The organism is Kutzneria sp. NPDC051319, from assembly GCF_040682195.1.
Taxonomy (GTDB): Bacteria; Actinomycetota; Actinomycetes; order Mycobacteriales; family Pseudonocardiaceae; genus Kutzneria.
This window is the reverse complement of record NZ_JBFBAM010000009.1, coordinates 77,384-100,896: the sequence shown is the minus strand read 5'-3', so window position 1 is coordinate 100,896 and position 23,513 is coordinate 77,384. Positions and strand designations below refer to the sequence as shown.

At 71.2% G+C, this 23,513-nt stretch carries 20 protein-coding genes and 1 pseudogene; 4 read left to right on the top strand and 17 right to left on the bottom strand.

What is annotated here, in order from left to right; all coding sequences use genetic code 11:
• Positions 1-63: 63 nt before the first annotated feature.
• From AB0M73_RS11525 to AB0M73_RS11485, 9 genes are all read right to left on the bottom strand, one after another.
• On the bottom strand, positions 64-924 hold the full coding sequence (locus AB0M73_RS11525) for a DegV family protein (RefSeq protein ID WP_363889964.1): 861 nt from the start codon (positions 922-924) through the stop codon (positions 64-66).
• A gap of 11 nt (positions 925-935) precedes the next feature.
• Positions 936-1,652, bottom strand: a complete 717-nt coding sequence (octT, locus tag AB0M73_RS11520) for a diglucosylglycerate octanoyltransferase (protein ID WP_363889962.1) — start codon at positions 1,650-1,652, stop codon at positions 936-938.
• Entirely contained in the window at positions 1,649-2,257 is a 609-nt protein-coding gene (locus AB0M73_RS11515; RefSeq protein WP_363889960.1) for a histidine phosphatase family protein, read from the bottom strand. The genes octT and AB0M73_RS11515 overlap by 4 nt, the downstream gene beginning before the upstream one ends.
• On the bottom strand, positions 2,254-2,631 hold the full coding sequence (rsfS, locus tag AB0M73_RS11510) for a ribosome silencing factor (RefSeq protein WP_363889957.1): 378 nt from the start codon (positions 2,629-2,631) through the stop codon (positions 2,254-2,256). The genes AB0M73_RS11515 and rsfS overlap by 4 nt, the downstream gene beginning before the upstream one ends.
• Before the next feature lie 267 nt (positions 2,632-2,898).
• Complete coding sequence (nadD, locus tag AB0M73_RS11505) at positions 2,899-3,489, bottom strand: nicotinate-nucleotide adenylyltransferase (RefSeq protein WP_363889954.1); 591 nt, start codon at positions 3,487-3,489, stop codon at positions 2,899-2,901.
• A gap of 115 nt (positions 3,490-3,604) precedes the next feature.
• Positions 3,605-3,835, bottom strand: coding sequence for a ferredoxin (locus tag AB0M73_RS11500; RefSeq protein WP_043717976.1), 231 nt, complete (start codon positions 3,833-3,835; stop codon positions 3,605-3,607).
• Positions 3,836-3,876: 41 nt separating this feature from the next.
• Entirely contained in the window at positions 3,877-5,079 is a 1,203-nt protein-coding gene (locus AB0M73_RS11495) for a cytochrome P450 (protein ID WP_363889951.1), read from the bottom strand.
• A gap of 76 nt (positions 5,080-5,155) precedes the next feature.
• A complete protein-coding gene (locus AB0M73_RS11490) occupies positions 5,156-5,746 on the bottom strand; it encodes a TetR family transcriptional regulator (protein WP_363889948.1) in 591 nt (196 codons plus the stop codon).
• A gap of 22 nt (positions 5,747-5,768) precedes the next feature.
• A complete protein-coding gene (locus AB0M73_RS11485; protein ID WP_363889945.1) occupies positions 5,769-7,034 on the bottom strand; it encodes a glutamate-5-semialdehyde dehydrogenase in 1,266 nt (421 codons plus the stop codon).
• 95 nt (positions 7,035-7,129) lie between these two features.
• Here AB0M73_RS11485 and AB0M73_RS11480 point away from each other — a divergent pair, with 95 nt between their 5' ends.
• Positions 7,130-9,217, top strand: a complete 2,088-nt coding sequence (locus tag AB0M73_RS11480; RefSeq protein WP_363889942.1) for a RecQ family ATP-dependent DNA helicase — start codon at positions 7,130-7,132, stop codon at positions 9,215-9,217.
• Between the two features lie 7 nt (positions 9,218-9,224).
• Here the strand turns inward: AB0M73_RS11480 and AB0M73_RS11475 are convergent.
• Positions 9,225-9,873, bottom strand: a pseudogene (locus AB0M73_RS11475) (pyridine nucleotide-disulfide oxidoreductase); the annotation flags it as partial.
• A 10-nt stretch (positions 9,874-9,883) separates the two neighbouring features.
• Between AB0M73_RS11475 and AB0M73_RS11470 the strand changes: the two are divergent.
• Together AB0M73_RS11470 and AB0M73_RS11465 are read left to right on the top strand one after the other, a co-directional pair.
• Positions 9,884-10,666, top strand: a complete 783-nt coding sequence (locus AB0M73_RS11470; RefSeq protein ID WP_363889941.1) for a DUF2891 family protein — start codon at positions 9,884-9,886, stop codon at positions 10,664-10,666.
• Positions 10,667-10,884: 218 nt separating this feature from the next.
• On the top strand, positions 10,885-11,610 hold the full coding sequence (locus AB0M73_RS11465) for a G1 family glutamic endopeptidase (protein ID WP_363889939.1): 726 nt from the start codon (positions 10,885-10,887) through the stop codon (positions 11,608-11,610).
• Positions 11,611-12,112: 502 nt separating this feature from the next.
• Here the strand turns inward: AB0M73_RS11465 and proB are convergent.
• The 6 genes from proB to AB0M73_RS11435 form a co-directional block, all read right to left on the bottom strand.
• On the bottom strand, positions 12,113-13,528 hold the full coding sequence (gene proB, locus AB0M73_RS11460; RefSeq protein ID WP_363889936.1) for a glutamate 5-kinase: 1,416 nt from the start codon (positions 13,526-13,528) through the stop codon (positions 12,113-12,115).
• A 4-nt stretch (positions 13,529-13,532) separates the two neighbouring features.
• Entirely contained in the window at positions 13,533-14,999 is a 1,467-nt protein-coding gene (obgE, locus tag AB0M73_RS11455; RefSeq protein ID WP_363889934.1) for a GTPase ObgE, read from the bottom strand.
• 155 nt (positions 15,000-15,154) lie between these two features.
• Positions 15,155-15,424: a 50S ribosomal protein L27 gene (gene rpmA, locus AB0M73_RS11450; protein WP_043717995.1), complete on the bottom strand. Its 270-nt coding sequence runs from the start codon at positions 15,422-15,424 to the stop codon at positions 15,155-15,157.
• Positions 15,425-15,439: 15 nt separating this feature from the next.
• Positions 15,440-15,748, bottom strand: a complete 309-nt coding sequence (rplU, locus tag AB0M73_RS11445; protein WP_043717997.1) for a 50S ribosomal protein L21 — start codon at positions 15,746-15,748, stop codon at positions 15,440-15,442.
• A gap of 274 nt (positions 15,749-16,022) precedes the next feature.
• The gene (locus tag AB0M73_RS11440; protein ID WP_363889930.1) at positions 16,023-18,776 is read right to left on the bottom strand and encodes a translation initiation factor IF-2 N-terminal domain-containing protein; all 2,754 of its coding nucleotides are present in this window, start codon (positions 18,774-18,776) and stop codon (positions 16,023-16,025) included.
• Between the two features lie 148 nt (positions 18,777-18,924).
• Positions 18,925-19,761 carry a TIGR03936 family radical SAM-associated protein gene (locus AB0M73_RS11435; protein WP_043718003.1) on the bottom strand — a complete coding sequence of 279 codons (837 nt, stop codon included), beginning with the start codon at positions 19,759-19,761 and terminating at the stop codon, positions 18,925-18,927.
• Positions 19,762-19,967: 206 nt separating this feature from the next.
• Here AB0M73_RS11435 and AB0M73_RS11430 point away from each other — a divergent pair, with 206 nt between their 5' ends.
• Entirely contained in the window at positions 19,968-21,557 is a 1,590-nt protein-coding gene (locus AB0M73_RS11430; RefSeq protein ID WP_363889928.1) for a S8 family serine peptidase, read from the top strand.
• Here the strand turns inward: AB0M73_RS11430 and AB0M73_RS11425 are convergent.
• Entirely contained in the window at positions 21,540-23,507 is a 1,968-nt protein-coding gene (locus AB0M73_RS11425; protein ID WP_363889926.1) for a TIGR03960 family B12-binding radical SAM protein, read from the bottom strand. The two genes, AB0M73_RS11430 and AB0M73_RS11425, sit on opposite strands and share 18 nt — an antisense overlap.
• Positions 23,508-23,513 lie beyond the last annotated feature (6 nt).

Genomic DNA, 23,513 nt, shown 5'->3' with positions numbered 1-23,513 from the left:
AGGCGGGCCGGGGCGTGTCATGCTGACGGGTTGGGCGGCCTCGCCCCGACCCCCGGAAAGACGTCAGCCCTGGGGGTTCAGACCGCCGGGGACGACGACGACACCGAGCACCCCGAGGCCGGTGTGGGCGCCGATCACCGGGCCCACCTCTGAGATCAGGCAGCCGGGCGAGTTGGGCAGGCGGGATTCCAGCTTGGCGGCGAGTTCCGCGGCCCGTTCGGGGGCGGCGAGGTGGTGCACGGCGAGCTCCACCGGCCCGCGGCCGGCGGCATTGGCGGCGAGGTCGACGAGGCGGGCAATGGCCCGGCTGGTGGTGCGAACCTTCTCCAGCGGCACGATCCGCCCGTCCTCGACGTGCAGGAGGGGCTTCACCGACAAGGCGGTGCCGACCAATGCGGCCGTGGCGCCGATACGGCCGCCTCGTCGCAGATGCTCCAATGTCTCGACGGAAAAGAACGTCCGCGCCCGGGCGGCCACGCGCGTGGCGGCGCGCTCCACCTCAGCCGGGGAAGCGCCGGCCGCGGCGGCGTCGGCAGCGGCGAGGACGGCGAAGCCGAGGCCCATGGCCGTGGAGCGCGAATCGACGATCCGCACCCGATCGGGCCCGACCTCCTCGGCCGCCATCCAAGCGGCGTTCCACGTGCCGGAGAGCTCCCCGGACAGATGCACGGCGACGACGGCCTCCGCGCCGTCCTCCAGCGCCTTGCGGTATTCGGCCGCGAGCTCGGCGGGGTTGGCCCGAGAGGTGGTGACTGTCCGCCGGTCGCCGAGGGCCCCGGCCAGCTCGGCCGGCCCGAAGTCGACGCCGTCCAACCGCCCGACCCCGTCGACCAGGACGTGCAGGGGAATCACCCGCACCGAACGCCGATCGGCGAAGCCCTCTGGTAGGTACGCGGTGGAGTCGGTGACGACTGCGACGGACACGGCCGCCCAGCCTACGGGTTGACGGGGTCCAGGTGGCGGACCGTGTCCGCCAAGGCCTGGCCCACGGCCCGATGTGCGTCGAACCCCCAATGGATGCCGTCGGGGTTTCCGTGCCCGCCGCGCACGTGCGCGCCGATCAGCGACGGCAGGTCCAGCAGCGGAACGCCGTGCCGACCAGCCCACCTCCGCACGGCGGCCTCCCCAGCGGGGCGGCCGCTGTGCACGTACCCGTACACGGCGGCGCGGTGCACGGGCGGCACCATGCCCACCACGGGCAGCCCCGGCCGCAACGCCCGCACGGCCCGCACGCAGTCGTCCAGGTACCGCTCCGTGAGGTGCGCGGGCAGTGCCACGGGGCGCCCGCCGAGCAGTCGAGCCAGATGCGGCTGCGCGGCCAGGTAGAGCGTCCGCGCACGCCGCCGCAACGAGTCGGGGCGCAGGAATCGGAGCCCCTCCCGCAGGTACGTCGGCAGCGGCGACGGCAGCGTGTCCATGCCCCCGACCGCCAGCACCAGCACGTCAGCGCGCGCCAACGCCGCCCAGAACCGAGGATCCCCCGTCACCGCCCACCACGCGTCCCGGGCGGTCCACCCGAAGCCGGCGATCAGCTCCGAGCGGCCCTCCAGGGACGACGCGGCCACCGACGGCCACAACCGTGGATCATCGGCGGCCAGCGGCCCGACCGGACCGTGGAAGCACAGCGAATCCCCGACGACCAGCAGGTTCACGCGCCGGCGTTGTACGTGAGCAGCCGCCAGCGGCCGTCACCGCCGGGCCGCCGGGCCAGCACTGCCCAGTGACAGTTGCTCAACCCGCCCAGCTGGGGCCAGATCGGCACCGGCATGGTGAGCAACTGCGCGGTCAACGCCGTGATCAGGCCGCCGTGCGCGCACAGCAGCACCGTGCCGGACTGCTCCTCGTCCAGCTCGTTGACGAGCTCATGCGCCCGCGTCGCCACCTCCACCCTGGACTCGCCGCCGGGCGGGGCCCACGTGGGGTCGGACTGCCAGGTGCTGATGCCACCGGGGTAGCGGGCGTCCACCTCGGTGGAGGTGAGGCCCTGCCAGTGCCCGATGTCGGTCTCCCGCAGCCGCTTGTCCAGCCGCAGCGGCAGCCCGCCCGCCTCGACCAGGATCTTCGCCGTGTCAGTGGCCCGCCGCAGGTCGGAGGCCACCACCAGGTGCGGCTCGTACGCCAGCAGCGCGGGCGCCGCCGCCCGCGCCTGCTCCCGGCCCCGCTCGGTGAGCGGCGAGTCCAGGTGTCCCTGCCAGTGGCCGCTGGCGTTGTGCTCGGTCTGCCCGTGCCGCCACAGCAGGAGTCTGCTCAGGGTCATGAACCGTCCTCACTGGACCCGTCGTCGAACGGGATCTCCGGGCAGTCCTTCCACAGCCGCTCCAGGCCGTAGAAGACGCGCTCCTCGGTGTGCTGGACGTGCACCACGACGTCGACGAAGTCGAGCAGCACCCAGCGGCCCTCGCGGGCGCCCTCGCGGCGGACCGGCTTAGTGCCGGCCTCCCGCATCTTCTCCTCGACGCCGTCCACGATGGCGCCGACCTGACGCTCGTTGGGCGCCGACGCGATCACGAAGCAGTCCGTGATCACGAGCTGGGCGGAGACGTCCAGCACCTTGATGTCGTGCGCCTTCTTGTCGGCGGCCGCGTGTGCGGCCACGAGCGCCAGCCGTCGTGCCTCGTCGGTGGCAGCCACGTCACTCCTTGCGTTCTTCACTTACGGGATGAGTGGTTAGGGTACCGTCCCGCGTCCGTCGAAAAACCCGTTGACCTGGGTGGGGCGCGAACGATCAGATATGGGCACACGGCCGCAGTGGGTGGCCCAACCGAAGGGAGGTGTGCGAATGCTCGGGAAGTCTCTCGGCGCGATCGCGCTTCGTCCCGTCGGGCGTACGCGATAGCGCGCCAGGACTGACGAGTACGGGTCCCCCGATCCAGGCGCCGGATCGGGGGATTCCCGTCTTCAGCACTGGTAGAGGCCGCGCTTGGAGATGTACTGCACCACCCCGTCCGGCACCAGGTACCACACCGGCTGACCGGCGCAGACCCGGTCGCGGCAGGTCGTGGACGAGATCGCCATGGCCGGCACCTCGATCAGGCTCACGGACCCGGCCGGCAGGTCGTGGGGGTCCAGCCGGAAGCCCGGCCGGGTGACGCCGATGAAGTGGGCGCGGGTGAACAGCTCGTCGACCCGCTTCCACGACACGATCTGCGAGAGCGCGTCCGCGCCCGTGATGAAGAACAGGTCGTCGTCGGGGTACCGGTCGGCCAGGTCGGCCAGCGTGTCGGCGGTGTAGGTGGGGCCGCTGCGGTCGATGTCGACGCGGCTGACCGAGAAGCGCGGGTTGGACGCCGTCGCGATCACGGTCATCAGGTAGCGGTCCTCGGCCGGGCTGACGTCACGCCCGGTTTTCTGCCAGGGCTGCCCGGTCGGCACGAAGATCACTTCGTCCAGCTCGAACTTGGCCTGGACCTCGCTGGCCGCCACCAGGTGGCCGTGGTGGATCGGGTCGAAGGTGCCGCCCATGACCCCGACCCGGCGCTTGTCGGTCATAACGGCCCAGCGTAGGCAGCCATCACCCGTTCGGCCTGCGGCAGCGCCGAAGTGTGAGCAACGGCTATCCGAGCGGACGGGAGGCGCCGACCGGCAGCCGGCGCCCCCGCGCCCCTCAGTCCAGCGGGGCGACCACCTTGTCGGTGCCGACCTCGCGCACCAGGATCGCCTCCATCGGGCACGACTCGGCGGCGGTGACCACCTCGTCGTCGGCGTCGACCTCGTCGGCGACCGGCGTGCCGTAGCCACCGTCGAGCGTGAAGTACTTCGGCGCGGTGCCGGCGCACACGCCGGACCCGATGCACGTGCCCGAGTCGATCGTCACATTCCAGCGGCCGTCTGCCACCGTGTCCTCCTCAGCCAGTTCAGGAACCCGTCAATCCTGCATCACCAGGTGACGGGCAGCGTCCGCAGGCCTCGGACGAGCCGGCCCTCCTTGAACGGCACCTCCTCGACCGGCACCGCGAACCGCACGGCGGGCAGCCGGCGCAGCACGGATCCGACCGCGACCTGGAGCTCCAGCCGGGCCAGCTGGGCGCCGAGGCAGTGGTGCACGCCGTGACCGAACGCGATGTGCGGGTTGTTCTCCCGGTGGAAGTCGATCTCGTCGGCGTTGTCGAACACGCCGCCGTCGCGGTTGGCCGACGCGGTCTGCGTGATCACGGCCTCGCCCGCCTTCACGAGCGTGCCGCTGAGCACGATGTCCTCGGTGGCGATGCGCGGCAGGCCGGCGGTGTTGCCGAGCGGCGTCATCCGCAGCAGCTCCTCGATCGCGGCGTCGAGCCGGTCGGGGTGCAGCTGGAGGTCGCGCTTGAGCTCCGGCTTGCTGAGCAGGGTGTAGAGGAAGTTGCCGGTCTGGTTGGCGGTCGTCTCGTGCCCGGCTACCAGCAGCGTGACGCCGAACGTGACCAACTCCTGCTCGGAGAGGCGGTCCTCCTCGTCACGGGCGTGCACCAGCACGCCGAGCAGGTCGTCGGTGGGCTGCTCGCGGCGCTGGGCCACCAGGCTCGCCAGATACGTCCGCAGGTTGTCCCGCGCCGCCTGGATCTCGTCCGGGGTGTGCGCGGTCACCGACAGCAGCGCGTCCGACCAGGCCCGGAACCGGTCGCGGTCCTCGTAGGGCACGCCGAGCAGCTCGCAGATCATGGTGATCGGCAGCGGCAGCGACAGGCCCTCGACCAGGTCGGCCGGCGGACCCTGGGCCTCGATCGCGTCGAGCAGGCCGTCGACAACCTCCTGGGCGCGCGGCCGCAGCATCTCGATGCGCCGCATGGTGAACGCCTTGGCCACCAGCTTGCGCAGCCGGCTGTGGTCCGGCGGATCCATGGTCAGGATGCTGGACTCGGTCTGGATCAGCGGCGTCGTCCGGGGGACGTCGACGCCGAGGGTGGCCGCGCGGCTGAACCGCGGGTCGCCGAGCACGGTCTTGACGTCCTCGTAGCTGGTGGCCATCCAGGCCTCGCCGCCGTAGGGCATGCGCACCCTGGCCAGCTCGCCGTTGTCACGCAGCCGTCCGTACTCCGGGTCGAGGTCCAGGCCCTTGGCCTCGCTGAACGGGTACGGACACGCGCCGCGGTCGACTGTCGTCATGTCAGGCTCCCCATAGCCGAACTGAGATGTAAGCTTCCGCTTACATCTCTGACGATAGGCACTTGGTTACCAGGCGTCAACCAACCGGATCGGTGTCGACCCGTTCGAGCAGCACGGACGCGGCGCGCAGCATCAGCCTCGCCACCTCCTCCGGATCGGCGCTGACCAGCGGCTCCTTGCGCACGACCGTGCGCAGCAGGCCCAGGCCGACGACCCAGGCCAGCACCAGATCGACCCGAAGGTCCGCATCCTCGGCGTCGGTCAGCGAGCCCAGCACCCGCGTGTAGTCCTGGCCCCACTGCTTGCGGATGACGTCGGCCGCGCCGTCGTGGCCGCTGGACCGCAGTGCGGCCAGCCACGCGCCGTCCTGGACGCCGCCCGTGTCCGGGTCGAGCATCCGCGCAAGCGTCCTGGCCAGCACCTGCTCGGCGGGCCACTCGGCGATCAGCGTCCGGCTCTCGGCGGCCAGGACGACGTGGAAGAGCTCTTCCTTGTTGCCGAAGTAGCGGAACAGCAGGGCCTGGTTCACGCCGGCACGGTCGGCGATGTCACGGACGGTCGTGCGCTCGAAGCCGCGCTCGGTGAACAGCTCCTGGGCCGCGCGCAGCAAGGCGGCCTTGGTCGCTGATGCGTCACGTCTGCGGTGTTCGGGCGCTTCTGAAGTCACGCCCGTGAACGTACCGGCGCTGTCAGGAGACGGGGCGGACGTGACCGTCGCCCCACACCACCCACTTCGTCGAGGTCAGCTCGGCCAGCCCCATCGGACCGCGGGCGTGCAGCTTCTGGGTGGAGATGCCGATCTCCGCACCGAGGCCCATCTCGCCGCCGTCGGTGAACGACGTCGCGGCGTTCACCATCACCGCCGCCGCGTCCACGCGGGCCACGAAGTCCCGCGCCGCGCGCACGTCGTCGGAGACGATCGCCTCGGTGTGGCCGCTGCCGTGCTCGCCGATGTGGTCGATGGCGTCGTCCAGCGAGTCGACGATGCGCATGGCGATGTCCAGGGACAGATATTCGGTGTCCCAGTCGGCGTCCGTGGCCGGCGTGACGTCAGCGAGCTCACCCGCGCGCTTGTCGCCGTGCACGGTGACACCGTGGATGAGGAGCTGGCGCACTGCCTCGGGCACGAACCGCTCGGCCACGTCCTGGTGCACGAGAACGGTCTCGGCGGAGTTGCAGACGCTGGGGCGGCGGGTCTTGGAGTTGATCAGGATCCGGTGCGCCATGTCGAGGTCGGCGGCACGGTCCACGTAGACGTGGCAGTTGCCGACGCCGGTCTCGATCGTCGGCACGGTCGCCTGCTGCACGACGGCGGAGATCAGGCCGGCGCCGCCACGCGGGATGACCAGGTCGACGAGGCCGCGCGCGGTGATGAGGTGACGCACAGACGCCCGGTCGTGACAGGGCAGCAGCTCCACGGCGTCGGCCGGGAAGTCGTTGTCCGCCAACACCTCGCGGAGCACCTTGACCAACGCGATGTTGGACTGCTCGGCGCTGGAGGAGCCGCGGAGCAGAACCGCGTTGCCGGCCTTGAGCGTGAGGCCGGCGGCGTCGACCGTGACGTTCGGACGAGCCTCGTAGACGATGCCGATGACGCCGAGCGGCACCTGGACCTGGCGCAGTTCCAGGCCGTTGGGCAGGGTCGAGCCGCGACGGACGTCGCCGATCGGGTCCGGCAGTCCGGCGACCGAGCGCAGGCCGTCGGCGATGCCGCCGACCCGCTTCTCACTGAGGGCGAGCCGGTCGAGCAGGGCATCACCGATGTTCGCGTCGCGGCCGGCGGCGAGGTCGCGCTCGTTGGCGGCGAGGATGTCAGCGGCGGCGGCCTCGAGGGCGTCGGCCATCGCCAGCAGCACGGCGTTCTTGCGCTGCGTGTTGGCGGTCGCGAGGAATTTGGCGGCGACTCGGGCCCGCTTGGCGGCGTCGTGGACCTGGTCCCGCAGCTCGTCGGTCACTGTTGAATTGTAGAACAATCTCGCTCGCCCCGAAATATGGGCCTCGACCTCGGGCGGCCGCGGAACTGTCAGATTCGTGGTGTAGGCATGTGCTCATGGACGACCAGGCCTTGCGCGAGCAGGCAGAGGAACACCTCAGGGCCCTCGCCGGCCCGGAGGCGAGACTCCGTGACGACCAGTGGACGGCGATCAGCGCACTGGTGTCGCAGCGCCGGCGTGCGCTGGTCGTTCAGCGCACCGGCTGGGGCAAGTCGGCGGTGTACTTCATCGCCACGGCCCTGTTGCGGTCGTTGGGCGAGGGGCCGACGGTGATCGTGTCGCCGCTGCTGGCCCTGATGCGCAACCAGGTGGAGGCGGCGGCCCGCGCGGGGGTGCGCGCGGCGACCATCAACTCCGCCAACCTGGGCGAGTGGCAGCAGGTCCAGGACGCCGTGACCGGCGGCGACGTGGACGTGCTGCTGGTAAGCCCGGAGCGGTTGAACAACCCGGATTTCCGCGACAACGTGCTGCCGAGTCTGACCGCGAGCGCGGGCCTGCTCGTGGTGGACGAGGCGCACTGCATCTCCGACTGGGGCCATGATTTCCGCCCCGACTACCGGCGCCTCCGCACACTTCTGGGTGAACTGCCGGAGGGTGTGCCGGTGCTGGCCACGACGGCGACCGCGAACGACCGTGTGGTGCGCGACGTCGCCGACCAACTGGGCATCGGTGGCACCCAGACGCTGGTGCTGCGCGGCCCGCTGGACCGGGAAAGCCTGCACCTGGCCGTCGTCACGTTGCCGAGCCCGGCGGCGCGGCTGGGGTGGCTGGCCGAGAAGCTGACCGAGCTCTCCGGCTCCGGCATCATCTACACGTTGACGGTGTCCGCCGCCGAGGACGTGGCGTCCTTCCTGCGCGAGCGGGGCTTCGAGGTGGCGGCGTACTCCGGCAAGACCGACCCCGCCGAACGCGAGCGCGCCGAGGCCGACCTGTTGGCCAACCGCGTCAAGGCGCTGGTCGCGACCTCGGCGCTGGGCATGGGCTTCGACAAGCCGGACCTGGGATTCGTGGTGCACCTGGGCGCACCGCAGTCCCCGATCGCGTACTACCAGCAGATCGGTCGTGCCGGCCGTGGCGTGCAGCGCGCGGAGGTGCTGCTGTTGCCGGGCCGGGAGGACCGGGAGATCTGGCAGTACTTCGCGTCGCTGGCCTTCCCGCCGGAACACGTGGTGCGCCAGGTGCTGGACGGGTTGGCGATGAGCGACCGTCCACTGTCGACGGCCGCGCTGGAGCCGATGGTGGAGCTGTCCCGCAGCCGGCTCGAGGTCGTGCTCAAGGTGCTGGACGTGGACGGCGCGGTGCATCGCGTGCGCGGCGGCTGGGTGTCGACGGGCGAGCCGTGGCAGTACGACGAGGAGCGCTACGGCCGTCTCGGCCAAGCTCGCCGGGCCGAGCAGCAGGCCATGCTCGACTACCAGGCCACCGAAAGCTGCCGCATGGAGTTCCTGTTGCGGCAGTTGGACGATCCGGCGGCGGCGCCCTGCGGGCGGTGTGACAACTGCACGGGCCGGCGGTGGAGCGTCGAGGTGTCGGGGCAGGCCTCGACCGCCGCGCAGGACCGGCTGAACCGGCCCGGAGTGGAGATCGCGCCGCGGAAGATGTGGCCTAGCGGCATGTCAGGGCTGGGCGTGCCGCTGTCGGGCAAGATCCCGGCCGGCGAGCAGGCCGAGGAGGGCCGGGCGCTGGGCCGGCTGACCGATATCGGCTGGGGCAACCGTTTGCGCGACCTGCTGGCCGACAACGCGCCGGACCAGCCGGTGCCGGACGACGTGTTCAACGCCTGCGTGCAGGTGCTCGCGTCGTGGAAGTGGGAGCAGCGGCCGTCGGGCGTCGTGACGATCGGCTCCCGCCGTCGGCCGAAGCTCGTCGCCAGCCTCGGCGAGCGACTGGCGACGATCGGGCGGCTGACCTATCTCGGTGAGATCGAATCAGCTGGCGAGGGCACCCGGCGCAGCAACAGCGCACAGCGCCTGGCCGGCTTGTGGCAGGGCCTGCGCACGCCTGAGTCCTTCTCCCCCAACGGTCCCGTGTTGCTGGTGGACGATCTCGTGGACAGCGGCTGGACCATGACGCTCGCGGTGCGACTGCTCCGGGAAGGAGGTGCGCCCGCGGTGCTGCCGTTCGCGCTCGCCGTCACGAACTAGCGATCCCTTATTGCCCAAGCGGAACAGCGAAGCCGCTTTGCGACGCCGCGAGCATCTCCGAGCGGGACACCACCTTGATCCGCTCGCGGCCGTGCGGCTCGCCGAGCGCCCGCTCGTATGCGTCGAGGTTCCGCCAGCCCTGCCACGTGGTGAACTCGATGCCCCGTTCGTTCAGGTAGGTCACCACGGCGTCCGGCTCCGGCCGAGCAGCCGGCGACAGGCTGGGGGCGTCGACCAGGAGCGCGGCCACGGTCTCGGACGAGCAGCCCTTGGTGTGGCCGATGAGGCCGATCGGGCCGCGCTTGATCCACCCGGACACGTAGGCGCCGGGCACCAGGTCGCCGTCGAGGCCCACGATCCGACCCTCGCTGTGCGGGATCGTCCCGGTGACGTGATCGAACGGGAGATCCGCGAGGTGTGAGGTGTGAGGACAAGTAGCCCACCGCCCGGTACACCGCCTGGACGTCCCAGTCGTGGAACACGCCCGTGCCGCGCACGGTCCCGTCGCCGGTCAGTTCGGTGCGTTCGGTTCGCAGGCCGGTGACCGCGCCGTCCGCGCCGAGGATCTCCACCGGCGTGTGGAAGAAGTGCAGGTGCAGTCGGCGCGGGCGGTTGCCGACGTCCCTGATTTCCCAGTCCTGCAGGGTTTTCACGACGCCCAATCACGTGCCGGCCGCCGAGATCCGAGCGGTACTCGACGAGCACCTGATGGCCGAGGCGATCGCGGTGGAAACACGCAACTTCCGCGAGTTCGACAAACACGCGCGGCCCTACGCGTGGGGTTGGGAGCACATGCTCCAGCACGAACTGTCCACCTGGGACGATCCGGACGCGCAACGCTGGGCGGCGAACCTGACGCCGCTGACCGAGGCGATCACGGACGCGTTCACCGACTGGCTGCCGAAGGCGACCTACCCGGACCGGCAGGGCATGCACCTCAACAGTGCGTTCGGGCTTTCCCTGGCCTTGCCGCACGCCCACGCGCTGAACGACCGGGGCAGCCCGGCGCTGGTGAACGCCATCTCCGACGCCGCGCACCGCTGGTTCGACGGCGACGTCGACTATCCGGCGCGCATGGAGCCGGGCGGGGCCGATTTCCTCTCCCCCGCGCTGTGCGAGGCGATACTGATGTCGAAGCTGTTCGGACCAACCGAGTTCATCCAGTGGTTCGACCGATTCCTGCCGGACATCACGACCAGCGGTCTGTACACACCGGCCGTCGTTACCGATGACTCCGACGGGCAGATCGCCCATCTGCACGGATTGAATCTGAGCCGGGCGTTGTGCCTGCTCCGATTGGCCTCAGTCCTTCCGCCGAGCGACGTCCGCATCGCCGAGATGCGGGCCGCCGCGGCCGCGGACGCCGGGCCGGAACTGGATCTGACCAGCGGGACCGACTACATGGTCAAGCATTGGCTCGCCTGCGACGCGGTGCTGCTACTGACCTGACACAAAGAGCACCAAAACGGATTTATCGCCGCCGGGAACCCCCCGAAAGTAGCTACCGCGGCCCGATGGTCCGTTGAAAGATCAGTACGGGCTCCGCCGGGGAATCTGATCAGTTCCCCGGCGGAATTCCGAGAATTGCGCCTGTCCCTCCACCACCCCTGCAAGGCACTCCCGCAACGCCGATCAGCGATCGGGAGTCGCCGGTGAAAGGATCGGAAATGCTCGCCACTCGTCTCACCCGTGCCCTGGTCGCGGCCGCTCTCGCGGCCGCCGGACTCGCTGCCGGCACGGCCGCCGCCACCACCGGCCCCGCCACGTTCGGCCCGCACGTCAACTTCGGGCACGGCGTGGGCAGCAACTTCTCCGGCGGCAACTGGGGCGGCTACGCCAGCTTCGGCAGCTGGACGACCGCGACCGCCAGCTGGACCGAGCCGTCGATGACCTGCAGGTCCAGCAACGACCTGGTCGCGCCGTGGGTCGGCATCGACGGCGACGGCTCGTCCACTGTCGAGCAGACCGGCGTCGCCACCGACTGCTCCAGCGGCCGCCCGGTCTACCAGGCGTGGTACGAGATGTACCCGGCCGCGCCGGTCTACTACAGCAACGCGGTCAGCGCCGGCGACCACTTCACCGCGACGGTGACTCGCTCCGGCACCAGCTACAAGCTGGACATCAGCGACACCACCAAGGGCTGGACCAAGTCCACCACCAAGTCGCTGAGCAGCGCCCGGCACTACTCGGCCGAGGCGATCATCGAGTCGCCCACCGACTCGTACCCGTCGGTCAGCGGCAACGCCTTCACCTTCACCGGCGTGAATTTCGACGGCAAGACCCTCAAGGCCACCAACCCGTCCGCGCTGAACGCCGACGACCGGGGCACCAACACCTGGATCCCTGGCGCGATCAGCTCCAACGGCACCGGCTTCTCGATCACCAGGCACTGACCAGCGCCTGCGGCCAGACAGCCGCACCCGTCACGGGCGATCCCTGTGGCGGGTGCGGTTTTCATTTGTGCGGGGTGTGGGTGGGGGAAGAAGGTCGAAGTCCGGCGCAGTCGAGAAGTCCGGGTGCAATTGACGACCGCGTGCAGCCGGCCCGACGACGGACGCGAGTCAGCAGACGGGCGCGGGTCAGCAGACGGGCGCGGCGGAGTATGCGAGGCGACTGCGCAGGACGCGGCCGACGACCTTAGTTGGGCGGCGGCCACAGCGGCGGAGTGATTGGTGGGCTGTAGGGGCGCCCCGTGCGGGCGAGCAAACCGGGGCGGACAAGCAAAAGCGGGCGACCGGGCAGAACGGGAGCGGGCAGGCAGAACGGGAGCAGCCTGGCAACCCGCAGCCGGGCAGATCGAGAGCGGGCAGGCAGAGCGGGAGCGGGCAGGCAGAGCGGGAGCGGGCAGGCAGAGCGGGAGCAGCCTGGCAACCCGCGGCCGGGCGCAGGCGGGGGTCAGTTGGGGTGTGGGAGGGGGACCAGGTCGTCGGCGTGGACTACCTCGCGGCGCTGTTCGGGGGCGAGGTGGTGGGTGGAACGACCGATCATGGCGGGCAGTTCGACGGCGTCGAAGGCGACTACGCCGCGGGCTACGACCTTGCCGGCGAGGTCGGTGAGGTCGACCACGTCGCCGGCGTCGAAGTCGCCGTGGACGCCGGCGATGCCGGCGGCGAGAAGGGAGCGGCGGCGGGTGACGACGGCGGTTACGGCGCCGTCGTCGAGGGTGAGGCGGCCGGCGGAGTCGGCAGCGTGAGCGAGCCAGAAGCGGCGGGCCGACAGGCGGGAGCCGGTGGCGGCGAAGGCAGTGCCGACAGCAGCCGGAGCGCCAGCCGAAACGGGGCCGCCGGCAATCAGGGCCGGAACCGAGGCATCGCCAGCAGAAGCCGAGACGTCGGCCGAAGGAGTGCCGGACGAAGCCGCGGGCAAATCCGAAGCAGCGTCAACAGAAGCCGCAGTCACGCCCGAAGCGATACCGGACGAAGCTGGGACCAGAGGCGAAGCAGCGTCAGCAGAAGCCGGGGCTACAGCTGAAAGAGCGCCGGCAGAAGGTGTGGCCGGAGCTGGAGCGATGCTGGCCGAAGCGGCGGGCGGCGGCGAAGGGACACCCGCTGGGGTGGCGGCCAGGGCTGAGGCGGCGTCGGCGGAGGAGGCCAACAACACGGGGATGCCGGCGGAGGAGGCGAGGCGGGCGGCGGCCAGCTTGGAGGCCATGCCGCCGGTGCCGACGCCGGAGGCGCCGGTGGTGCCGGCGATGACGTCGGCGAGGTCGGACTCGTCGACCACCTCGGTAATGCGGCGGGCGTCGGAGCGGCGGGGGTCGCCGGTGTAGAGGGCGTCGACGTCGGAGAGGAGAACGAGGGCATCGGCGCCGACGAGGTGGGCGACGAGGGCAGCGAGACGGTCGTTGTCGCCGAAGCGGATCTCGTCGGTGGCGACGGTGTCGTTCTCGTTGACGACGGGCACGACGCCGAGGGCCAAGAGGCGGGAGAAGGTCCGCTGGGCGTTGCGGTAGTGGGAGCGGCGGACGACATCGTCGGCGGTGAGGAGGAGCTGGCCGACAGTCAACGAGTAGCGGGCGAAAGAGGTGGCGTAGGCGTGCACGAGCTCCAGCTGGCCGACGCTGGCGGCGGCCTGCTGGGTGGCGAGGTCCTTGGGGCGCTTGCCGATGCCGAGGGGGGCGAGGCCGGCGGCGATGGCGCCGGAGGAGACGAGCACCACCTGGCTGCCGGCGGCGGACCGGGCGGCGAGGGCGTCGACGAGGGCGTCCAAGCGGCTCGGGTCGAGACCCCCGACGGCGGTGGTGAGCGAGGAAGAACCGACCTTGACCACGATCCGCTTCGCGGCGGCGACTGCCTGGCGGGCCTGGGACACGCCCTTACTCCTCGTCGATCTCGTCCTCGGTGTCGAACTCGCTCCACTCGCCCGGGGTCCGCCGGGCCTTGCGGGCGGCCTTGCGCTCGGCGGCGCCGATGCGGTTGTTGGTCTCCAACCGGGCATCGGTGCCGCGACCGGTCATGAGTACCGCGACGCCGGCCGGCGTGGTCGGTTCCCAGTCGAAGGTCACATCGCCGATGGTGACGGGGCAGCCCGGCACGGCGCCGGCCTTGGCCAACGCCTCCTCGACGCCCAGGCGGGCGAGCCGGTCGCCGAGGTAGCCGACGGCCTCGTCGTTGGAGAACTGGGTCTGGCGGATCCAGCGCTCGGGCCGGTTGCCGCGGATGATGAACCCGCCCTCGTTCTCGGGGTCGGCCTCGACGACAAAACCGGTGTCGTCGACGGCGACGGGCCGCAGCACGATGCGGGTGGGCTCCAGGATGGGCTGCGCGGCCCGGTGCTCCTCGACGGTCCGGGCCAGCGCGAAGGTGAGCTCCCGCAGGCCGGTCCGGGTGACGGTGGAGACCTCGAACACCGGCAGGCCACGGGCCTCCAGCTCGGGCCGGACGATGTCGGCCAGGTCCTGGGCGTCGGGCACGTCGGTCTTGTTCAGCACGACCAGTCGCGGCCGGGAGGCCAGCTCGCCGCCGAGCGACGGCGTGTACTTGGCCAGCTCGGCCTCGAGGGCGTCGATGTCGGACAGCGGGTCGCGGTTGGCCTCGAAGGTGGCGCAGTCGACGACGTGCACCAGCACGGCGCAGCGCTCGATGTGACGGAGGAAGTCCAGGCCGAGGCCCTTGCCCTCGCTGGCGCCGGGGATGAGGCCGGGCACGTCGGCCATGGTGAAGACGGCCTCGCCCGCGGTGACCACGCCCAGGTTGGGCACGAGCGTGGTGAACGGGTAGTCGGCGATCTTGGGCCGGGCCGCGGAAAGCACGGCGATCAGCGACGACTTGCCGGCCGACGGGAAGCCGACCAGGCCGACGTCGGCGACGGACTTGAGCTCCAGGACGAGGTCACGGGTCTCGCCCTCCTCGCCGAGCAGGGCGAAGCCGGGGGCACGCCGCGCCTTGGAGGCCAGCGAGGCGTTGCCGAGACCGCCGCGGCCGCCCTGGGCGGCGACGAGCCGGGTGCCGGCGCCCACCAGGTCGGCCAGCACCTCGCCGTCGGGGCTGAGCACCACGGTGCCGTCGGGGACGCGCAGCTCCAGGTCGTCGCCCTGGGCGCCGTCCTTGTTCGCGCCCTGGCCCTGACGGCCGTTGGTGGCGTTGGCGTGCGGGCGGAAGTGGAAGTCCAGCAGGGTGTGCACGCTGGGATCGACGACCAGCACGACGTCGCCGCCGCGCCCGCCGTTGCCGCCGTCGGGGCCGCCCAGCGGCTTGAACTTCTCGCGGTGCACCGAGGCACAGCCGTTCCCGCCGTTACCGGCCCCCACGTGGATGGTCACGCGGTCAACGAAGCGAGACACGAGAAGAACTTCCTTTCAGGACCCCGAGCATGAATTCGGGGGTCCGGGGGCTTGCCCCCGGTGTGGGGGTGTGGGGGCCGGGCCCCCACAAAACACGAACGGGCGACGTAGTCCGCTCCGCGGACACACGTCGCCCGTTCGGACGTTCAAATCCCTCAGGCAGAGGCCAGAGCCTCGACCGGGACGATGTTGACGGTCTTGCGACCCCGCTTGACGCCGAACTCGACCGCGCCGGCCGACAGCGCGAACAGCGTGTCGTCCTTGCCGCGGCCCACGTTCACACCGGGGTGGAACTTGGTGCCGCGCTGGCGGATCAGGATCTCGCCGGCCTTGACGACCTGACCGCCGTAACGCTTGACCCCAAGGTACTGAGCGTTGGAGTCACGGCCGTTGCGGGAGCTGGATGCACCCTTTTTGTGTGCCATGGCTGGTCAGGTCCTTTACTTGGTGATGGCGGTGACCTCGACGCGGGTCAGCTTCTGGCGGTGACCCTGGCGCTTGTGGTAGCCGGTCTTGTTCTTGAACTTGTGGATGCGGATCTTGGGACCCTTGGTGTGCTCGACGACCTTGGCGGTCACCGAAACCTTGCCCAGGGCGTCCGCGTCAGCAATGACATCAGAGCCATCGACGACGAGCAGCGCCGGGAAGCTGACTTCGGCGCCCGGTCCACCGTCGAGCTTCTCGACCTGGACGATGTCGCCGACGGCAACCTTGTACTGCTTGCCGCCAGTCTTGACGATCGCGTACATCGGGACGGAAGTCTCCTGCTACTCGACGTTGACGGGGCACGCACGGCCCAAGCGCATGGAGAATTCCTCAGACAAATCCAACACCGAAGAATTCCAACCAGCTTGGACTGGCGCACGACGGGGCCCTCCGGATGGGGGCCAAACAAGAGGTTACGGGCCGGGTGGACGAGAGGTCAAACCGGGGTCCCCGTAGCCGGGTCGGGGTGACCGCGGTCACTCCGGGCAGGGGCCACCGACCCGCGGACGAGCGCCCGCGGGTCGGTGAAACACCTGGTCAGTCCTGCGTCACCGCGCTGGCCGGCGGGCCGGCCGGGCGGGACGCGGCCCGACGGACCCGACGCCGTGTGGCGGACACCACGGGCTCGGCGGCGGGCTCGGGGGTGTGGTGGCCGTTGGCCGCGGCGACGGTCGGCTGCTCCGGGACCTCGTAGGGCACGGAGACGGCCGAAGCGCCGGTGACGGCGGCCGCGGCGACCGCCGGGGCGGCCTCCTCGACAGCGACCGGCTCAGCGGCGACCCGCTCGGCAGCCACGGGCTCGGCGACGGCCTCGACCGGGGTGGCCTCCTCGACCGGGGTCGACTCGGCCTCGGCGGCCGGCTCCTCGGTGCGGTGCCGGTTGCGGTTGCGCTTGCGGCCCGACTTCTCGGCCGGCTTGTCGGCCTGGGCCTGCTGCTGGCCGTTGCCGCCGCCGTTCCCGCTGCCACCGCCGTTGTTGCCGCCACCGTTGTTGCCACCGCCGCCGTTGGTGTGGCCGTTGCCGTTGCTGTGGTTGTGCGTGACCGGCTCGGTGGTGACCACGACGCCCCGCCCGCGGCAGTGCTCGCAGGTGCTGCTGAACGCCTCCAGCAGGCCGGTGCCGACCCGCTTGCGGGTCATCTGCACCAGGCCGAGCGAGGTGACCTCGGCCACCTGGTGGCGGGTGCGGTCCCGGCCGAGGCACTCGGTCAGGCGACGCAGCACCAGGTCGCGGTTGGACTCCAGCACCATGTCGATGAAGTCGATGACGATGATGCCGCCGATGTCGCGCAGCCGGAGCTGGCGGACGATCTCCTCGGCCGACTCCAGGTTGTTCCTGGTGACCGTCTCCTCCAGGTTGCCACCCGATCCGGTGAACTTCCCGGTGTTGACGTCGATGACGGTCATCGCCTCGGTGCGGTCGATCACCAGGTAGCCGCCCGAGGGCAGCCAGACCTTGCGGTCCAGGGCCTTGGTGATCTGCTCGTCGATGCGCTGCTCGGTGAACACGTCGTTGAGGCCGACGTGCTTGCGCAGCCGGTCGGCCAGGTCGGGCGCGACGTGGCGGACGTAGCCGTCGATGGTGTCCCAGGCCTGGTCGCCCTGCACGATCAGCTCGGCGAAGTCCTCGGTGAACAGGTCGCGCACGACCTTCACCAGCAGGTCCGGCTCTTCGTACAGTAGCTGGGGGGCCTGCGCCTTGGGGGCGTCGGCCTTCTCCTTGATGACCTCCCACTGGGCCTGCAGGCGACGCACGTCGCGGCCCAGCTCCTCCTCGGCGATGCCCTCGGAGGCGGTGCGGATGATCACGCCGGCGTCCTCGGGCACGATCCTCTTGAGGATGTCCTTGAGGCGCTTGCGCTCGTTGTCGGCCAGCTTGCGGCTGATGCCGGTGGCGCCGCCGCCCGGCACGTACACCAGGAACCGGCCCGGCAGGCTGATCTGCGTGGTCAGCCGGGCGCCCTTGTGCCCGACCGGGTCCTTGGTCACCTGGACCAGCACGCTGTCGCCGCTGGACAGGGCCTGCTCGATCTTGCGGGCCTTGCCCTCAAGGCCGGCGGCGTCCCAGTCGACCTCGCCGGCGTAGAGCACGGCGTTGCGGCCGCGGCCGATGTCGACGAAGGCCGCCTCCATGCTGGGCAGCACGTTCTGCACCCGGCCGAGGTAGACGTTGCCGACCAGCGACCCGGTGCCGGCCGAGGTGACGAAGTGCTCGACCAGCACCCCGTCCTCGAGCACGGCGATCTGGGTGCGGTCGCCGCGCTCGCGCACGACCATCTTGCGGGCGACCGCCTCGCGGCGGGCCAGGAACTCGGCCTCGGACAGGATCGGCACACGGCGGCGGCCGGCCTCGCGGCCGTCCCGGCGACGCTGGCGCTTGGCCTCCAGCCGGGTCGAGCCGCGCACGCTGCGCACCTCGTTGTTGGCCGCCTCGGCGTCGGCGCGCTCCTCGTCCCGGGTGGGCGGCGCGCTGCGGACGTGCACGACGGTGTTGGGCGGGTCGTCCTCGGCCGCGGCGCTCTCGTCGTCGGCGCCGCCCTTGCGACGGCGGCGGCGACGGCGGCGACGGCTGCTGGAGCCCTCGTCGGAATCGCCGTCGTCGGCGTTGTCGGCCTCGGTCGGCTCCTCCGCCTCGCCCTCGGCGCCCTCGGAGTCCTCGTCGGACTCGGAGTCGCCGGCGGCGTCCTCGGGACCGCCCTTGCCACGGCCACGGCCACGGCGGCCACGGCGACGGCGACGACGGCTGTTGGCGTCGTCCTCGTCACCGTCGTCGTCGACGGCGTCGGAGTCGGCCTGGGTGGGCTCGTCCTCGTCTTCCTCGACGGCCTCCTCGAGCTCCTCCGGCTCGGGGGCGCGACGGCGGCGCGACGGGCGCGGCTCGGCGGCGCCCGGCGGCAGGAAGACCACCGACGGCGGCGCGAAGACCGGGGCCAGGGTGACCGCGATCTCATCGTCGTCGTCGACCGGGGCGGGGTCGTCGTCGTCCGGGCGCTCGGCCAGCAGGCCGGTGAGGTCGGAGTGGGCGACGAGCACGTCGTCGGTGTCGTCCTCCACGTCCTGCTCACCGGTGGTCAGCAGGGTGCGCGCGACCTGCTCGGCGACCTCGCGGCTCACGCTCGACTGCGGGCTGCGCACGACCTCGCCGAGGTCGGCCAGCGCGGCCAGCACCTCGCGGCTGCTCGTGCCCAGCTCCTTGGCCAGCGCGTGCACCCGCAGCTTGGGCGGGAACTCGGGAATGGGTGTGGTTCCATCCCCGCCGGGCCCGCCGGCGGGGATCTTCTTCTTCGACATGTAGCTCCTCCGCCCCCGGGCGCGTCCAGTGTCTGGACGCGGCCACACAGGGGCCCGTTCTCTGTTCTGTCTCCGTCGCCGTCGGCGACGGGAAACCTTGCCTGGCGCCGCCCGGCTTCCTGGCGGGGCCAGGCCTGCGGGCGACAGGTCATTCGACGGCGGGCTGGTCCGGCTCCTGCTCCCTGGCCGGGTCCGCCGTCCCGCGCCCATCTGGGGCGAACGGGTCGACGAGCCCACCCGCGTCGTCTAGCCGGCCCTGCGCCAACCGGGTCGCCTTGGCGGGTACCGGGGGCCGGAGGCCGGCGACGACGCGGAGCGCACTCAGCACGTCATCGGGTCGCACCGCAGGGGTCAGCTGCCGTACCACCATCACGAGTATCCCATACGGACGGGACGCCGCCGTGTCGTCGTCCTTACGCGGAATCGGCGCGTCGGCCAAATCACCCGATGCGCCCACACCTTGATCACTTAGCGTCGCCGTGAGCGAGGTCACATCGCCCACCTCGACACTCACCACGCCCGGGCGCACGTCCATGATCCGGCGCCCGTCCTTGGTGAGCCGCTCCACCTCGACGGACTCGGCCGCCACCAGCGCCTCGACCGCCTTGGCCAGCTCCTCCGGCTCCACCCCCGGCAGCTCGACCAGCCAGCGGCTGGCGTCGATCCGCTCGGCCAGCGAACCCTGCTCGGCCTGCACCGCGTCGACCACGTCGAGACCGGGCGGCAACGCCTCGTCCAGGGCCTTGCGCAGCGCCTCGGGATCGACCCGGTCGACCACCCCGACCTCGACGTATTCCGCCTCGCTGGCCACCCCGGTGGGGGCCGCGCCGATCCAGGAGATCTTCGGATGCGGGCTGAAGCCCTGGGAGTACGCCATCGGCACGCCGGCCCGCCGCAGCGCCCGCTCGAAGGTGCGAGCGACGTCACGGTGGGAGGTGAACCGGAGCCGGCCCCGCTTGGTGTAGCGCAGCCGGAGCTTCTGCACCGCGGCGGCGGACGGGTTGGGCTGGTCGTGGCGGCTCAGGACTACTCTCCTTGGCTGGATCGACGGGTCCGGTAGGACGGTACCCGGCCGGTCCCGGGGACACTGAGCAACGCCGGGGTTGTCCGGCGGGCGGGCGGTGGCTACCGTCCGGCTGATCGCTGACGTGGGCGACCCCCGAACGCCCACCCCAGAGATGGAGGTCCGCAGTGCCTCTGCTCCGCCGGGCACAGCTGGCGGCACTGGGCGCAGCCCTGCTCGCGGCCGGGTGCCTCGGCGCGCCCGCGGCCGGCGCGGACGACGTCACGCCGCCCGGGTGCGTTCAGCCCGGCCCCACCCTGCGCTACCTGGTGGTTTTCGACAAGGGCACCCCCGAGCCGGACGCCGACGCCCAGATCTCCGCCGCCTGCGGCACCACCACCGTGTACTACGCGCCGATCGCCGTGGCCGTGGTCACCTCGCCGGACCCCGGGTTCGGCGACAAGATCGGCCCCGACCGGGCCTACAGCGCGCAGGGCGAGTCCTGGACCGCGACCGGGCAGTCGAGCCGCAAGAAGGCGGACGAGACGATGTCCGCCGCCTCCCTGCTGACCAGCACCGAGTCGGTGCCCAGCGCCGACCTGGGCGACCAGCAGTGGGACATGCGCCAGATCGACGCCAACCTGGCCCACCAGATCACCGAGGGCGACTCGCGGGTCGTGGTCGGCGTGCTGGACTCCGGCATCGACCCCCGCCACCCCGACCTCAAGCCGGCGCTGGACCCGCAGCTGTCGGTGGGCTGCCTCACGGGCAAGCCGGACACCAGCGTGGCGGCATGGGCCCCGACGACGTCCTCGCACGGCACGCACGTGGCCGGCATCATCGCCGCCGCCGATGACGGCAAGGGCGTCACGGGCGTGGCGCCGGGCGTGCGCGTGGCCTCCGTGAAGGTCGTGGACGACGACGGCTACATCTACCCCGAGTACGCGGTGTGCGGCTTCATGTGGGCCGCCACGCACGGCATCGCCATCACCAACAACAGCTACTACGTGGACCCGTGGGAGTACACCTGCTCCGACCAGCAGGGCCAGCGTGTGGTCACGGAGGCCATGAAGCGGGCCGTGGACTACGCGAACTCGCAGGGCGTGCTGAACATCGCCGCGGTGACCAACTCGGCCGTGGACCTCACGCAGCCCGGCACGGACACGCGTAGCCCCGACAACGCCCCCAGCCACCCCGTGCGGAGCATCGGCGGCGACTGCTCGGTGCTGCCGGCCGCGGAGCGCGACGTGGTGGCGGTGTCCTCCGTTGGCGCGAATCAGGTCAAGGCCAGTTACAGCTCGTACGGCCTGGGCGCGGTCGACGTCACGGCCCCGGGCGGCGATGTGCACCAGAAGCCGGCCAACGGCGACAACGCGTGTGTGGTGTCCACGGTGCCCGGCGGCTACGGCAACTTCTGCGGCACGTCCATGGCGGCCCCGCACGTGACCGGCGTGGCGGCGCTGCTGGCGTCCACGCATCCCGGCGACACGCCCGCGCAGCTGACGAAGCTGCTCAACCAGCAGGCCAAGCCGGTGCAGTGCCCCAGCGACTACGACCTCAACGACACCGGCGCGCAGGACGCCTACTGCTCCGGCTACGCCTCGTTCAACGGCTTCTACGGCCACGGCATGGTCAACGCCCTGGCCGCCGTGTCCAGCGGCACCACGCCGAAGCCGCAGACCGGCGTACCGACGACCGGCGTACCGACCCAGACGGACAAAGGGCCGACCGGCAAGGCGATGCCGATCGGCCCCGAGCAGCTAGCCGCCGGTCAGTGACGGGTTCCTGACCGGAGATCCCTTGCCCACCGGGGAGATCGGCAGCAGCGGGCGGCCGGTCGGCCCGACCTGGATGTCGGTGCCCATGGCCGGGCAGACGCCGCAGTCGAAGCACGGGGTCCAGCGGCAGTCGTCCTGCTCCTGCTCGGACAGGGCGTCCTGCCAGTCGGCCCAGAGCCATTCCTTGTCCAGCCCCGAATCCAGGTGGTCCCAGGGCAGGACCTCGGTCTCCTCGCGCTGACGCGTGGTGAACCAGGCCAGGCTCACGCCCAGCGGCTCCAGCTCGCCGTCGGCCGCGTTCACCCAGCGGTCGTAGGAGAAGTGCTCGCTCCAGCCGTCCAGCCGGCCGCCGTCACGCCACACCCGCTCGATGACCCGGCCGACCCGGCGGTCGCCACGGCTGAGCAGTCCCTCGATCAGCGAGGGCTTGCCGTCGTGGTAGCGCATGCCGATGTTGCGGGCCAGGCTGCGGTCCCCCTGGTTCACCTCGGCCCGCAGCTTGCGCAGCCGGTCGTCCACGGTGTCCGGGTCGCACTGCGGCGCCCACTGGAACGGTGTGTGCGGCTTGGGCACGAAGCCGCCGATGGAGATGGTGCAGCGAATGTCCTTGCGGCCACTGGCTTCCCGGCCGGCCTTGATGACCTCCTTGGCCATCCGGGCGATCTGCAGCACGTCCTCGTCGGTCTCGGTCGGCAGGCCGCACATGAAGTACAGCTTCACCTGCCGCCAGCCGTTGGAGAACGCGGCGCTGACCGTGCGGATCAGGTCCTCTTCGGACACCATCTTGTTGATGACGCGGCGGATCCGCTCGCTGCCGCCCTCGGGCGCGAACGTCAGGCCGGACCGGCGGCCGTTGCGGGAGATCTCGTTGGCCAGGTCCACGTTGAACGCGTCGACCCGGGTGCTGGGCAGGGAAAGCCCGGTGTTGGTGCCGGCGTAGCGGTCGGCCAGGCCCTTGGTGATCTCGGCGATCTCGGAGTGGTCGGCGCTGGACAGCGAGAGCAGGCCGACCTCCTCGAAGCCGGTCGCCTCCAGTCCTTTTTGGACCATCGCGCCGATGCCCTCGATGGAGCGCTCCCGCACCGGACGGGTGATCATGCCGGCCTGGCAGAAGCGGCAGCCCCGGGTGCAGCCGCGGAAGATCTCCACGCTCATCCGCTCGTGCACACTCTCGGCCAGCGGCACCAGCGGCTGCTTCGGGTACGGCCACTCGTCCAGTTCCATGGTGGTGCGCTTGAACACCCGGTACGGCACGCGGTCGGTGTTGGGCACCACGCGCTGGATCCGGCCGTCGGACAGGTACTCGACGTCGTAGAAGCGCGGGATGTAGACGCCGCCCGTCTCGGCCAGCCGGGTCAGCAGCTCGTCGCGGCCGCCGGGGCGGCCCTGCGCCTTCCACTCGCGGACGATGTCGGTGATCTCCAGGACGGCTTCCTCACCGTCGCCGAGGACCGCCGCGTCGATGAAGTCGGCGATCGGCTCCGGGTTGAACGCCGCGTGCCCGCCGGCCAGCACGATCGGGTCGTCGTCGGTGCGGTCGGCGGCGTGCATCGGGATGCCGGCCAGGTCCAGCGCCGTGAGCATGTTGGTGTAGCCGAGCTCGGTGGAGAAGCTCAGGCCGAGCACGTCGAACGCCTTGACCGGGCGGTGCGCGTCCACCGTGAACTGCGGGACGCCGTGCTCCCGCATCAGCGCCTCCAGGTCCGGCCACACCGTGTAGGTGCGCTCGGCCAGCACGTCCTCGAGCTCGTTGAGGATCTCGTAGAGGATCATGACGCCCTGGTTGGGCAGGCCGACCTCGTAGGCGTCCGGGTACATCAGGCACCAGCGCACGGCGGCCGAGTCCCAGTCCTTGACCGTCGCGTTCAGCTCGCCGCCGACGTACTGGACCGGCTTGGACACCCGCGGCAGCAGCGGCTCCAACGCGGGGAAGACAGACTCGACGCTCACCCGGCA

Coding starts and splice junctions, on each gene's coding strand:
- AB0M73_RS11515 (WP_363889960.1), bottom strand. CDS start 2,257: ATGACCCTGAGCAGACTCCTGCTGTGGCGGCACGGGCAGACCGAGCAC.
- nadD (WP_363889954.1), bottom strand. CDS start 3,489: ATGACCGACAAGCGCCGGGTCGGGGTCATGGGCGGCACCTTCGACCCG.
- AB0M73_RS11495 (WP_363889951.1), bottom strand. CDS start 5,079: ATGACGACAGTCGACCGCGGCGCGTGTCCGTACCCGTTCAGCGAGGCC.
- AB0M73_RS11480 (WP_363889942.1), top strand. CDS start 7,130: ATGGACGACCAGGCCTTGCGCGAGCAGGCAGAGGAACACCTCAGGGCC.
- AB0M73_RS11465 (WP_363889939.1), top strand. CDS start 10,885: ATGCTCGCCACTCGTCTCACCCGTGCCCTGGTCGCGGCCGCTCTCGCG.
- rpmA (WP_043717995.1), bottom strand. CDS start 15,424: ATGGCACACAAAAAGGGTGCATCCAGCTCCCGCAACGGCCGTGACTCC.
- rplU (WP_043717997.1), bottom strand. CDS start 15,748: ATGTACGCGATCGTCAAGACTGGCGGCAAGCAGTACAAGGTTGCCGTC.
- AB0M73_RS11440 (WP_363889930.1), bottom strand. CDS start 18,776: ATGTCGAAGAAGAAGATCCCCGCCGGCGGGCCCGGCGGGGATGGAACC.